The organism is Dokdonella soli (assembly GCF_039523175.1).
Lineage (GTDB): Bacteria > Pseudomonadota > Gammaproteobacteria > Xanthomonadales > Rhodanobacteraceae > Dokdonella_A > Dokdonella_A soli.
Map to the genome: position 1 here is coordinate 56853 of NZ_BAAAEU010000025.1, position 12692 is coordinate 69544.

Annotated in this window: 13 protein-coding genes; 8 read left to right on the forward strand and 5 right to left on the reverse strand. The window is 66.3% G+C overall.

Going from position 1 to position 12692, the window contains the following annotated elements:
• Positions 1-46: 46 nt before the first annotated feature.
• The 6 genes from ABD002_RS17335 to kbl all read left to right on the forward strand — a co-directional run bounded on the left by ABD002_RS17335 (position 47) and on the right by kbl (position 6950).
• Positions 47-721, forward strand: a complete 675-nt coding sequence (locus tag ABD002_RS17335; protein ID WP_343793414.1) for a hypothetical protein — start codon at positions 47-49, stop codon at positions 719-721.
• A 63-nt stretch (positions 722-784) separates the two neighbouring features.
• Complete coding sequence (locus tag ABD002_RS17340; protein ID WP_343793416.1) at positions 785-1744, forward strand: acetyl-CoA carboxylase carboxyltransferase subunit alpha; 960 nt, start codon at positions 785-787, stop codon at positions 1742-1744.
• A gap of 112 nt (positions 1745-1856) precedes the next feature.
• Positions 1857-3035 carry an acyltransferase family protein gene (locus ABD002_RS17345; protein ID WP_343793418.1) on the forward strand — a complete coding sequence of 393 codons (1179 nt, stop codon included), beginning with the start codon at positions 1857-1859 and terminating at the stop codon, positions 3033-3035.
• Between the two features lie 244 nt (positions 3036-3279).
• A complete protein-coding gene (locus ABD002_RS17350; protein ID WP_343793420.1) occupies positions 3280-4728 on the forward strand; it encodes a hypothetical protein in 1449 nt (482 codons plus the stop codon).
• A gap of 300 nt (positions 4729-5028) precedes the next feature.
• Positions 5029-5526, forward strand: coding sequence for an aminoacyl-tRNA deacylase (locus ABD002_RS17355; protein WP_343793422.1), 498 nt, complete (start codon positions 5029-5031; stop codon positions 5524-5526).
• 233 nt (positions 5527-5759) lie between these two features.
• Positions 5760-6950: a glycine C-acetyltransferase gene (gene kbl, locus ABD002_RS17360; protein WP_343793424.1), complete on the forward strand. Its 1191-nt coding sequence runs from the start codon at positions 5760-5762 to the stop codon at positions 6948-6950.
• Between the two features lie 85 nt (positions 6951-7035).
• Here kbl and ABD002_RS17365 read toward each other — a convergent pair whose 3' ends face one another.
• The 5 genes from ABD002_RS17365 to ABD002_RS17385 form a co-directional block, all read right to left on the reverse strand.
• Complete coding sequence (locus ABD002_RS17365; RefSeq protein WP_343793426.1) at positions 7036-8451, reverse strand: S41 family peptidase; 1416 nt, start codon at positions 8449-8451, stop codon at positions 7036-7038.
• Between the two features lie 247 nt (positions 8452-8698).
• Positions 8699-9508, reverse strand: a complete 810-nt coding sequence (locus ABD002_RS17370) for a pseudouridine synthase (protein WP_343793428.1) — start codon at positions 9506-9508, stop codon at positions 8699-8701.
• A gap of 7 nt (positions 9509-9515) precedes the next feature.
• Positions 9516-9782, reverse strand: a complete 267-nt coding sequence (locus ABD002_RS17375) for an acylphosphatase (RefSeq protein ID WP_343793430.1) — start codon at positions 9780-9782, stop codon at positions 9516-9518.
• 8 nt (positions 9783-9790) lie between these two features.
• On the reverse strand, positions 9791-10282 hold the full coding sequence (locus ABD002_RS17380) for a TlpA family protein disulfide reductase (RefSeq protein ID WP_343793432.1): 492 nt from the start codon (positions 10280-10282) through the stop codon (positions 9791-9793).
• Positions 10279-11595 carry a YihY family inner membrane protein gene (locus tag ABD002_RS17385; RefSeq protein WP_343793433.1) on the reverse strand — a complete coding sequence of 439 codons (1317 nt, stop codon included), beginning with the start codon at positions 11593-11595 and terminating at the stop codon, positions 10279-10281. The genes ABD002_RS17380 and ABD002_RS17385 overlap by 4 nt, the downstream gene beginning before the upstream one ends.
• A gap of 83 nt (positions 11596-11678) precedes the next feature.
• On the opposite strand from ABD002_RS17385, the gene wrbA reads away from it, so the two are divergent.
• Both wrbA and ABD002_RS17395 read left to right on the forward strand, forming a co-directional pair.
• Positions 11679-12278 carry an NAD(P)H:quinone oxidoreductase gene (gene wrbA, locus ABD002_RS17390; RefSeq protein WP_343793434.1) on the forward strand — a complete coding sequence of 200 codons (600 nt, stop codon included), beginning with the start codon at positions 11679-11681 and terminating at the stop codon, positions 12276-12278.
• A complete protein-coding gene (locus ABD002_RS17395; protein ID WP_343793435.1) occupies positions 12275-12619 on the forward strand; it encodes a DUF2069 domain-containing protein in 345 nt (114 codons plus the stop codon). Before wrbA ends, ABD002_RS17395 begins: the two co-directional genes overlap by 4 nt.
• The last annotated feature ends 73 nt before the right edge of the window (positions 12620-12692 follow it).

Here is a 12692-nt window from a genome sequence, read left to right on the forward strand (position 1 = left end):
TGGAAGCAACACGAGTACGTTTCCCGATCACGCCATCAGGACGTCCATGAAATCCCTGCTGCTCCAATTCGCCGTCACGGTCGCCGCGCTATTCGTCGCACTCATGCTGTATGACGCATACCACGCGTATCGCCAGCACCAGGAAGCTCCGGCGCTGGCTGCGGATGCGAAGCGGCAAGCGGCGTTGATCGTGGATGAAACGGCCAGGCAGGCGCTCGAGGCGAGTCGCAAGCAAGCAGAGGCAATCGCGGAGGAAAGCCGCAGGCAGGCGGAGGCGATCGCCGAAGAGAACCGCAAGGCGATCGAAGCCAACCGTGCCCGCAGCGAAGAACTCGCTGCCGCGAATTCCGCCCGCGCGGTACTCGCGGGCGACCTTGCCCGGGCCGCAGCCGTGCGCGTGGCGCTGACTGAGTGCTACAACTCGATGGGTGCGTGGCCCGCGGACATGACCCAGTGCGGCATCGATGCGGCCGGCTACAAAGGGCACCTGCTCGACGAGGTACGCCTCGAATCCGGCGGCCGTTACGTACTGGTGCTCCATGCGGGCTACGGTGTGCCGGCCGGCGAGGTCCGCTTCACGCCGAGTGCGACCGGCGCGAGCATCCTGTGGAACTGCGCAACCGAAAGTTACGCGGAGATCGCGCGGATCATTCCGACCTGCCGTTACGAAGGCAATGGTGCAGCCCCGGCGGCAGCCGGTGGTAGCGACTCAGGCCCCTGACGGCGGCCCGAGCGGCTATACTTCGCCCCCTTTGCGCCTCCACCCAGGCGCGAACGTCAGCGAATGAACCCGAACTTCCTCGATTTCGAACAGCCCATCGCCGACCTGGACGCGAAGATCCAGGAGTTGCGCCATGCCAGTCACGGCCAAGCGTTCAACATCGAGGACGAGATCGCGACGCTGCAAGGCAAGCTGAAAATCAAGACCGCGGAGATCTTCCGCAATCTCACGTCCTGGCAGGTCGCGCAGGTCGCACGGCATCCGGCGCGTCCGTACACGCTCGACTACATCGGCGTGATCTGCGAGGAATTCCATGAGCTGGCCGGCGATCGCGCCTACGCGGACGACGCCGCGATCGTCGGCGGCCTCGCGCGCATCAACGGTCGCAGCGTGGTCGTGATCGGTCACCAGAAAGGCCGCGACACCAAATCGAAGATCCGGCGCAATTTCGGCATGCCGCGCCCGGAAGGCTATCGCAAGGCGCTGCGCCTGATGCAGCTCGCCGAACGTTTCAAGCTGCCGATACTGACCTTCATCGACACGCCCGGCGCGTATCCCGGCGTCGGCGCCGAGGAGCGCGGCCAGAGCGAAGCGATCGCGCGCAACCTGCTCGAGATGGCGAGCCTGCGAGTGCCGATCGTGTGCACGGTGATCGGTGAAGGCGGCTCCGGCGGCGCGCTCGCGATCGGGGTCGGTGACGTCACCAACATGCTCGAATACAGCACCTATTCGGTGATCACACCGGAGGGCTGTGCATCGATCCTGTGGAAGACCGCCGAAAGGGCAAAGGATGCGGCCGAGGCGCTCGGCATGACCGCGTCACGCCTGCTCGAACTCGGCCTCGTCGACAAGGTGGTGCGCGAGCCGCTCGGCGGCGCACACCGCAACCCACGCGGCATGGCGGTGCGCCTCAAGGCCGTGCTGCTGAACCAGCTCGACGAACTCGAAGCGCTGGACATGGCCTCGCTGCTCGAGCAGCGCTACCGGCGTCTGCGCAGCTACGGCGCGTTCACCGAAGGTTGACGTCGGCGCGTGCCGGGTGAGCGGCGCGCGTCACCGCGGAGCCGGCTGACAGCGTTACCCCTGATTCGCCGCTTCCCAATCGAATGCCATCATGTCCAGCAGCAGAGCATTGATGCCGACCGAACTGCCGACATTGACCGGCCTGCGCGGCTTCGCTGCGTTCTGGGTGCTGCTGTATCACGTCTGGGTCGAAGCCGGTCCGCGCCTCATGACGATAGGCAGCGGTCGATACTCGATCGATATGACGCCGGCATTTTCAGGGGGATGGGCCGGCGTGGACATCTTCTTCACCCTTTCCGCCTTTCTGCTGAGCCTGCCGTTCGTCTCGTGGCAACTGGGCCTGACGCGCCGGCCGTCGTTGCGCACATTCTGGCTACGCCGCGTGCTGCGCATCTTTCCCGCGTACTACGCGCAGATTGCAGTACTCCTGATCCTCGCCGGCTGTTTCGGCGCAGGCGCCTGGCCGGGATTCACGCAGCTGCTTGGCAATCTGCTCCTGTGGTTCAATTTCGGTTCCGTTGGAGTCGCTCCGCTGAATGCAGTGGCATACACGCTGCCGATCGAGTTCTGCTTCTATCTGCTGCTGCCCTTGCTGGCGTGCCTGTTGCGTCCGCGCTGGTGGGTGCTGCTGCTGGTGGTGGCCGTCCTGGAAACGCAGTTGTACCGACACCTCATGTTCGCCGCCATTGGCGACGTCGACACGCCCCACAAGGTCGTCGCGCTGGAGCAGTTGCCTGGGCGTATCGATCAATTCGCCTTCGGCATGCTGGCTGCGTACGCCTACGGGCGCGCCGCGATTGCCGGCCGCCTACCCGACATGCGTACCAACGATGCGCTCCTCGTGCTTGGCGCGGCGGGCGTCGCATTGATGTTGACGCTGATCCATTTCGGCATCGGCACTTACTGGGAAGGCAGTTGGCTTCTTTTTATCTGGCATGGTGCAGTCGGCGCCGCAGTCGGACTGATGTTGTTCGCCTGCGCCGCGGGTAGCCGCATCGCGAATGCACTGTTGAGCAACCGGCCTTTGCATTATCTCGGCGTCATCAGCTTCGGCGTGTACCTTTGGCACTACCCGTTGATCCACTGGCTGAGCGCCACTCACGCCTTCGACTGGATATCGGGATATCGCCTGCCATGGATCTTGCCGATTGTGCTGCTGCTCAGTTGCCTGATTGCCGATGTGTCCTACCGCTTGATCGAGCGCCCGCTGCTGCGTCTCGGCCGCCGCCGCAACCAGCATCCGGGAGTAACGACGGAAGGTGTGCCTGTGGCGCTGACAGCCAACCCCTGACACCATCCAGCATCGCCGCGTGAAATGAACGACGCGGATTGATTCGGTGGCTCGGCGGCACATGCGCAGCCCTCCTGGTAAGGCTGTCGGTGACCAATGCACCGCGCGCGAACAGGATCTGCTTCTCGAAGTACGGCTCGAGCTGCGCTTCGAAGCAGAATCAAGGACTCCAGGAATCAATTTTTGATGCGCGAGGCTCGGCGCCCAGCACCCGCGTTCAACAGCGATCCGTTTGAAATATCCGATGCATCGCAAACCCCTCTACTTCGCGCGACACGCCGTAACGGCAGTGCTCGTGTTCACTCTTTGCACCACTCCCGCGTGGCCGCAACGGCGCGCGCGCGCCTCCGCCCAAGCGACACTGGCGACCGAGGACGAGCCGGTCCTCGACGCGGCCTCGCTGGTGCAACCGGCGCTGCTGTCCGGGCCCGGCTTCAGCGTCGATCCGCACGTCGAGCTGCGCGGCTACATGGCACGCTTCACGCTCGATACGCCGGTCGGACCGCTGTCGGCCGAGAGCGTCGAGATCCTTGCCGAGCGTGAGGCCGAACTGCCCGCACTCGATGCGCTGGACAAGGCCACCCACTCCGATGCGTTCGTGCACGCGGTCGGCGACAAGTTCGCCGCGACCGGCAAGATGCTCGGCAAGATCGTCATGCATCCGATCGACACCGTGCTCGGCATTCCGGCCGGCGTCGCACGCTACTTCGGCGATCGCATCAAGAAGATCGCGACGCAGGCGCAGACGCTGTCCGACCGCACCGCACGCACGCTCGGCAACCACGGCAATCCGTATCCGTCCGACGACGGGCCGATGACCGACGCGCGCGATAGTGGCGATGCGGCGGGAAACGCCCCAAAGCCGAAGAAGCATTGGTACTCGCGCATCGGCAGCGAGGCCGAGCGCGAGGTCAAGCGTCAGCTCAGCTACAACCAGATCAAGCGCGACATCGCCAAGCGGCTCGGCATCGACCCGTACACCGCCAACGCGTACATGCAGGAACGCCTGTCCAGCCTGGCCTGGGCCGGTGTCAGCGGCGGCTTCGGCGCCGGCACCGTGCTCGGCATGGTCGGCGGCACCGGCGCGACCGTGCTCGCGCAGGGTTCGCGCATCAACGACGTGGTCTGGAAGCTCTCACCCGAGGACCTGCGTGTACGCAATCGCGAACGCCTGCGCGCGCACTGCCGCGACGAACTGCTGATCCGCCAGTTCCTGCGCCGCGGCGCGTTCTCGCCGACGCTGCAGACCGGCTTCGCCGACGCGCTGGACCAGCTGCAGGCCGTGGACGGCTGCGATGCGCTGCTCGAACTTGGCATGACCGCGAACTCGGAGCTGGAGGCGCGCTTCCTGGTCAATGCGCTGCGTATGGTCTCCACGCATCTTGGCGCGCGCGCGAAGAGCGGCAGCCTGCGACCGGTCGGCGCCGGACTCGCCTACGTGACGTCGGATGGCGAGCTGGTGCTGCCACTGCCGGTCGACCGGCTGAGCTGGACCAGCGAAGTGCGCCGCTTCCTCGACCGCGCCGAGTTCCGCGTCAGCAACAAGACCGTACTGATCGGCGGCGAGGCGAGTCTGGCGGCGCGCCGTGGCCTCACCGAACGCGGCTGGAGCATCATCGTGCGCGCGCCGTGGCCCGGTGCGCCGCCGTACGCCCGTAGTGGCGAGCCGACGGGTGTCGATCTCGACGGCTGAGGGCCGCATGCCAGAGCCATCGCGAAGGCGACGCGGCCATCGCGCGGCTTTGTCGCTCGCCGGCAGCAGGAGTAAGCTCTCGCTGACGATGCCGCGCCAGACGAGCGCTCGCCGTTCGCTCCCGCCCGACCGCCGGAAGCACCCGCGGGATCCCGCTCGTTGCAGCATCGCCCTGCCGCCGCACCTGCCGAACCCGTCGGCAACGCGACGGCCTGGGTCGCGGTCGCGGAACGCGCCCGCGTTTGCTACCCGGGTGACCGTACACCCATGGAGCGGAAAACGGCCACAGAGGATACGGCCATGCCCGAACCTCGACTCCACGATTATCTCAACCGCAACCACATCACGTTCGACACGATCCAGCATGCGCGCACCATCACGGCGCAGGAAACCGCGGCGAGCGCTCATATTCACGGCCACGAACTGGCCAAGACCGTGATGGTCAAACTCGACGACCGCATCGCGATGGTGGTGCTACCGGCTTCGCAACGGCTGCATTTCGGACGGCTCAAGAAGGCGACCGGCGCGAATACCGCCGGGCTCGCCGACGAATCGGAATTCAGGGATCTGTTTCCCGGCTGCGAACCCGGCGCGATGTCGCCGTTCGGCAATCTGTATGGCCTCGACGTCTACGTCGAGGACAGTCTCGCCGAGGACAGGACGATCGCGTTCAATGCCGGCACGCACACGGAACTGGTGCGCATGCCGTTTGCCGAGTTCGAGCGCCTGGTGAATCCGCGCCGCTTGCACCGGGTGCACCGGCTGGGCGCGCCCGACGACGACATGGACAGCCATTGATGCGATGCGATGGAGTTTCCGGCATCCGCCGCAGGCCTGAACGGAATCAGGACCGGGTCACTCCGCGCCGATAGCGCCGGCAGGCGGGCGCGACGAAATGGCGTGTCGCGAGCGCCAGGTTTCGGCGCGTCGCCCTGCGCGTGCGGCAGCAAACCGGCAGGCATCGATCAGGACGGCTGACGCGCGCGCGGCGATCGCGGAGAATGTCGCTTTGCCCTTTCGCCGAGCCCCGCATGGACACCGCCGCCCGCAACCGCTTCGAAGCCGAACTCGACTCCATCCGCGACCAGGGTCTGTACAAGACCGAGCGCGTGATCACCACGCCGCAGTCCGCCGCGATCCGCACCACGGACGGCGGCGAAGTGCTGAACTTCTGCGCGAACAACTACCTCGGCCTCGCCGACCACCCGGACATCATCGCCGCGGCCAAGCACGCGCTCGACACGCACGGTTTCGGCCTCGCCAGCGTGCGCTTCATCTGCGGCACGCAGGACCTGCACAAGCAGCTCGAAGCGACGATCTCGACGTTCTTCGGCACCGACGACACGATCCTCTACACGAGTTGCTTCGACGCCAACGGCGGCCTGTTCGAGACGATCCTCAACGACGAGGACGTGGTGATCTCCGACGCGTTGAATCACGCCTCGATCATCGACGGCATTCGCCTGTGCAAGGCCGAGCGCCGCCGCTACGCGAACGGCGACATGGCCGAACTCGAAAAGCATCTCGCCGAGACGCAGGGCAGGCGCACGCGCCTGATCGCGACCGACGGCGTGTTCTCGATGGACGGCTACATCGCCAAGCTCGATCAGATCGTCGCGCTGAAGAAGAAGTACAACGCGCTGCTGATGGTCGACGATTCGCACGCGACCGGCTTCGTCGGCCCAACCGGGCGCGGTTCGGCCGAACTGCACGGCGTGATGAACGAAGTGGACGTCTTTACCTCCACGCTCGGCAAGGCGCTCGGCGGCGGTTCCGGCGGCTTCACCAGCGGTCGTCAGCCGATCATCGATCTGCTGCGCCAGCGCTCGCGGCCGTACCTGTTCTCGAACACGCTGCCGCCGCCGCTGGTCGCCGCCTCGATCAAGGTGTTCGAGATGCTGTCGTCGAGCACGAACCTGCGCGACAAGGTCAATGACAACGCGCTGTATTTCCGCAAGCGCATGAGCGAGGTCGGTTTCGACATCCGCCCGGGCACGCATCCGATCGCGCCGGTGATGCTCGGCGACGCCAAGCTCGCACAACAATTCGCGAAGGAACTGCTGGCCGAAGGCATCTACGTGATCGGCTTCTTCTATCCGGTGGTACCGCAGGGGCAGGCGCGCATCCGTACGCAGATGAGCGCGGCGCACACACACGAGCAGATCGACCGTGCGGTCGCGGCGTTCGTGAAGGTCGCCAGGAAGCTGGGTGTGCTGAAGTAACCCGCAACGTGCGCGTGGCGCACGTTGCGGCGCGAAACCAATCGATGGCTCCACGTGCGTTCGCCGCAGCGAACGCACAGCGCGCCTATTGTGCTCGCGCAAGCTCCAGCGCCCGATCCAGCACGGGATCGCGCAGATTCACATAGTCGTCGAACGAGTACGCGACACGGATGTCCGGTTCCAGCGTAGCGACCTGCATCGGATAGAAAGTCATGATCCAGAAACAGCCCGGCTGGCCGGTGCATGGGCGCGTGTAGTCGTGCAGGCCGGTGGCGAAGCCGATCGCGAGTTTCGAGTTTGGCAACGTCAACGTGCCGCCTTCCGCCCACAGGCGGGTGCGATCGCCCACCGGCGCGCCGATCACGGTGACCTTGCCCGCGCCATGCTCCTTCGCCAGCGCCAGGCTTACGTTGCCGGCGGAAAAGGTCCACGCGCTGGTCAGCACATAGACATGCTCCACCGAGTTCGCCAGCGTGGTGAGATTCTTCATCAGCGAAGCGGTGGTGGTGAAGTTGCCGCCCTGGTCGAGACGCAGGTCGAGCACGATGACGCGCGGTCGGTCGGTGCTGATTTCGCGTTTCACACGCGCGACGAAATCGCCGATCGGGTGGCCCGGCTCGTCCGCGTTGCTGCGGAACTGCGCGTAGTAGACGCCCTTGTCGGCCCAGTATTCGGACCGGAACGGGTTCGCGTAGTCGCGCAGGAACATGGGCAAAGGCGCATCGGCCGCGAGCAGCGCCGCCCAGTCCGCGGGCTCCTTCTCGATGCGCTGCGGCGAGAGGTATTCATCCGAATAGGCGCGAGGCGCATCGGCGTCCGCGGGCTCCGCGACGATCGTTGCGTCGCGCTCGATGCCGTCGCGCAGCACGACATGCAGGTTCAGCCGATCCGCAGCGGACGCAACTCCGGCAGCCTGCAGCAGTTCGGGTGATTCCAGGAAAAAGACCGAGGCGAACTGGTCGTAGTGGTTCCGCGGACCACCGAAGTACTCGTACATGCGGTCGGCGACTTCATCGATCGGCCGGCCGTCCACGGCCGTGACTTTCGCACCGAGCAGTTCCGCACACGCCGGGCGCGTGCGCAGCACGCGGTACCCGTCGTCGAATCGGTACAGGTGGCACGGCAAGTGATTGCGACGGCGCGAGAGCGGCCCCGGATGCACTCGCGAATGGCCGTTGTCGGCCAGCGCCACCATGCGCGCGATCGCGAGATCGAACTGCGCCGGCGAGAAGGATCCCGGCTTGGCTGCGTACTCCTCGAGCAGGTGCTCGGCCTGTTCACGCGCCTGCGGCGTGTAGCTGCGATTGAGGTCGAGGTAATGGCGGAAGTAGTCGAGGTCCTGGCGCTGCGCGGTCGCCGCATCCTGGGCGGGCGGATAGGCGGACGCAGGCGCGCTTGGATAGAACGTGTGGAAGAACGCGAATACGATAGCCCCGCCTGCCAACAGCAGGATCAATGCAGCAGCACCCGTTGCCACGGCGATACGACGTGCAAATGTCATGGTTTCCTCAGGGTGGTATACGAGCGGCGTGATCGCCGTGGCGCGCAGACTAAAGGAGGCGTGCGCCTGCCGAGCATGCGCAAAGTCACGATGTTCGCCTGATCGTTGTGCGGAACGGCGAGAACGCGGGTGCGAGTGATCAGCCACGCGCTGCAATGCTGTCGTTGATGCGATAAGTCGGGACTGGACTTGTTGATAGGGCGCGAATCGAGCCGACACGGTTGCCCGGCCGATTCAGGGTGCCGCACTATCCTCGTTGTGAGGTGTCGGACGCTATCTGCAATGCGCGGATCTCGTCGGGGTCCAGCGTGCGCCAAGCGCCCTTCGCGAGCGTTCCCAGCGAAACGGCGCCAACCGCGATCCGCACCAGGCGCAGCACCGCGATGTCGAACGCAGCGAGCAGCCGGCGGATCTGGCGGTTGCGTCCCTCGTCGAGCACGATTTCCAGCCATGCGTTCCGGTCGCCGCGACGCAGCTCGCGCACTGATTTCACAGCGAGCCTCTCGCCGCGATCGTCGATGCCGGCATGCAGCGCGGCGAGCAGGGCTGCATCGGGCAAACGGTCGATCTGCACGTGATAGGTCTTGTCCAGCTCCGTGTCCGGCGCGGTGATGCGCGCGGCCCAGACGCTGTCGTTGGTGAGCAGCAGCAGGCCCTCGCTCGCCTTGTCGAGCCGGCCAACCGGCGCGAGCCAGGGCAATCCGCTTCCTTCCAGCAGCGCATACACCGTGTCGCGGCCGCGCTCGTCGGAGGTCGTCGTGACGTAGCCGCGCGGCTTGTTCAGCATCAGGTAGATGCGTTCGCGCGCGCTGATCTCGGCGCCATCGACCGCGATGCGGTCGCACGTCGCGTCGATCGGCATTTCCGGATCGTGTGCAACGCGGCCATTGACGGTCACGCGACCCTCGCCGATCCATTTGGCGGCCTGCGTCCGCGAAGCAGCGCCAAGCTTCGAGATCACGCGCGCGAGTCCGTGGCGAGGCGTAGCCGCTGAGGGCGCCGCCCGATCCGGGATCGGCTTGCGATGCGAAGGCGGCCGCTGCCGCGGACGTGCCATGCGCAGCTCAGCGCCGCTCGAAGCCGCGATGATCCTGCGGCGGCAGCTCCTCGCGCTCGACCGTATCGACGCACGCCGCGGGTGGCCCGTCATGCAACCAGGCTTCCAGCTCGGCCAGCGCCTCGTGCGATCCGCTCGCGATGACTTCGACGCGGCCGTCCCGCAGATTCCTTGCGTGACCGCTCAATCCGAGTTCGCGCGCGCGCGCCTGCGTCGAGGCGCGGAAGAACACGCCCTGCACCAGTCCGGAAACGAGGAATCGCGCACTGGCCATGGGCGCTGCTACGTCACGGCGGCGCCGGCCGCGATCGCCTTCTCGAGATCCGTCGCGGTGACCGGGCCGGTGAATGTCTTCGCGACATTGCCGTCCGGCGCGATCAGATAGGTCACCGGCAGTCCGCGCGGCTTGTCGAAGTCGGCGGGCGGGTCGTACACGTCCAGCTGCGCGAGCGGGTACTTGACCGGATGCGCTTTCGCGAAGGCCAGCACCTCTGTCTTGTCGGTGTCCTCGTAGGCGAGCCCGATCGCGGCGACATCCTGGCGGCTGGCGACGAACGCCGAGATGTCCGGCATCTCCTTGATGCAGGGCGAGCACCAGGTCGCCCAGAAGTTGACGATCACCCAACGCCCGCGCTCGGCGGCGAGATCGAAGCTCTTGCCATCGAGCGTGGTCACCTTCAGCGTCGGCTGCTTCGCCGTGGTGGCATGCGCAGCGCCAATGCCGAGAAAGACGGCCACGACTGTGGCAACAACGAGTGATCGAAAGGATTTCATGCATGCTCCGTCGAGGCTGGACGCGCCGCGGATGTCGACGGCGCCTGTGCAGCCTGCGATGGTACATCCGGCGGAAACACCTCGGCCAATGGGACGTCCAATGCCGTGCGCAGGTGTTCGCCGAGTTCGTCGAGCAGGCGCACCGCGCGTGGCCCGATCTCGCCGCGCGCGGCGCCAGCATCGAGTGGCAATCGATAACCGCCTTCCTCGTAGATCTCGAGCAGATCGGTGCTGGCGAGATCGCGCACGACCATCCATTCGCCGAGCTCGCCGCGCTGGAGCAGGCCGACGCGGTGCAGATCGCCGAGATAGCGCTGCAGCAAGTCGTCGGTCAGGAACGGCTCGATCGCAAGCAGGTCTGCGCTGTGCAGGCCCTGGCCCGCGCGTTGCGCGGCGACGAAGCGCGCGAGCACGCGCAGCAGACCGGTGAATTCCTGCCCGCGTGGCTGGCGCAACGCGGCAGGTCGATAATCGAACGCGCTCAGCGACGCGGTGATCGACGCACCCAACAGCACGATCGCCCAGGACAGGTAGATCCAGAAGATGAAGATCGGCACCATCGCGAGCGCACCGTAGACCTGCTGGTAGCTCGCATACTTCGTCGCGTACAACGCGAAGCCGCGCTTGGCTGCCTCGAACAGCAAGGCTGCGATCAGAGCGCCGAGCAGCGCGTCGCGGATCCTCACGCTGCGGTTCGGGATCACCGCATAGGCCGCGACCAGCGCGCTCCAGACGATCAGGAACGGCAGCACCGCAAGCACACGCGCCTTGATCGAGAACTGCGCCTCGGCCACGTCGATGAACGGCAATGCGAACGCGTACGAGCTGATCGCGAGCGCGGCGACCAGCAGCAGCGGTCCGAGCGTGAGCGCAGTCCAGTAGATCACGAAGCGCGCGGTCGCTCCGCGCGCGACCTGCACGCGCCAGATCCGGTTGAACGCGTCCTCTATGCTGATCATCAGCGACACCGCGCTGAACAACAGAACCAGCACGCCGACCGCGGTCGCCTGGCTCGCGTTGTCGGCAAACTGCGTGATGTAGCCCTGCACCGTGCTGCCGGCGGCCGGCACGAAGTTCTCGAAGACCCACTGCGTGATCTGCGCGCGCCAGCCGGCGAAGCCCGGGAAGGCGGCGAGGATGCCGAGCACGGCCGCGGTCAGCGGTACCAGTGCGAATACCGAGGTGAACGCGAGCGCGCCGGCGGTCTGCAGGCAGCGATCCTCGACGAAGCGCTGCCAGGTGAAATCGAGAAACGCGAGCGTGCGCTCGCGGTCGTAGCGTGTTCTGGCAAACTTCGCGAAACGCGTGAACATGACGCGAGCCTAACCCAGCCCCCGCAAGGAACCAAACCGTTCAGCCCTTTCTTCAAATGGGGGCTTCAAGGCGCATGGCACGAATGAGCGAAATCCTGGTCCTCTACTACAGCCGCACCGGCAAGGTCGCGCAGCTTGCACGGCACGTCGCGCGCGGTGTCGGCGAAGTGGAAGGCATGCGTGCGCGGCTGCGCAGCGTGCCGCCGGTCGCGCCGGTCACCGAGATCGCGCAACCACCCGAACCCGACGAAGGCGCGCCCTACGCGACGCGGGCGGATCTGCACGAGTGCGCCGGGCTGGTGCTCGGCAGCCCGACGCGCTTCGGCAACATGGCCGCGCCGCTCAAGTACTTCATCGACTCGACGGCGGCCGAATGGGCGTCCGGCACGCTGGTCGGCAAACCGGCGGGCGTGTTCACCTCGACCAGCACGATGCATGGCGGCCAGGAAACGACCCTGCTCTCGATGATGTTGCCGCTGTTGCATCAGGGCATGCTGATCGTCGGCATCCCGTACACCGAGGCAGCGCTGAACCGCACGCTCGGTGGCGGTTCGCCCTACGGCGCGAGCCATGTCGGGAGCGTGTCGGGCGCCAATCCGATCAGCGACGACGAACGCATCCTCGCGCGGGCGCTCGGGCGGCGCGTCGCCGAAGTGGCGGCACGTCTGGAGGTACGCGCATGAATCCCCTGCGCATCGGCGGCATCGCCTGGGCCGCGCTCGTGCTGCTGCAGTTCGCCTGGTACCTCTGGCTGGCGCCGCCGGCGAACGGCTATCCCGCGTTCGCGCTGCTGTTGACCCTGCCACCCCTGCTGCTGCCGCTGCTCGCGCTGCGCACCGGCGTGCGTCGCGCGCTGCTGTGGGTCGGCATCATCGCGCTGTTCTACTTCTGCCACGGCATCGTCGCGGCCTGGGTGATCCCGGCCGCACGTACGCCGGCGTTGCTGGAAGTGCTGTGCTGCGTCGCATTGATCGGCGCGCTCGGCTGGGACGCGCGCGGCTACAAGCGAAGCCGCGCGCGGTAGCAGCCTCTGGCCGTTCGCCCGAGGTATTGAAGGGCCAACGGACTTGCAACCGCGCGCTTCGTCCGAACGCTCT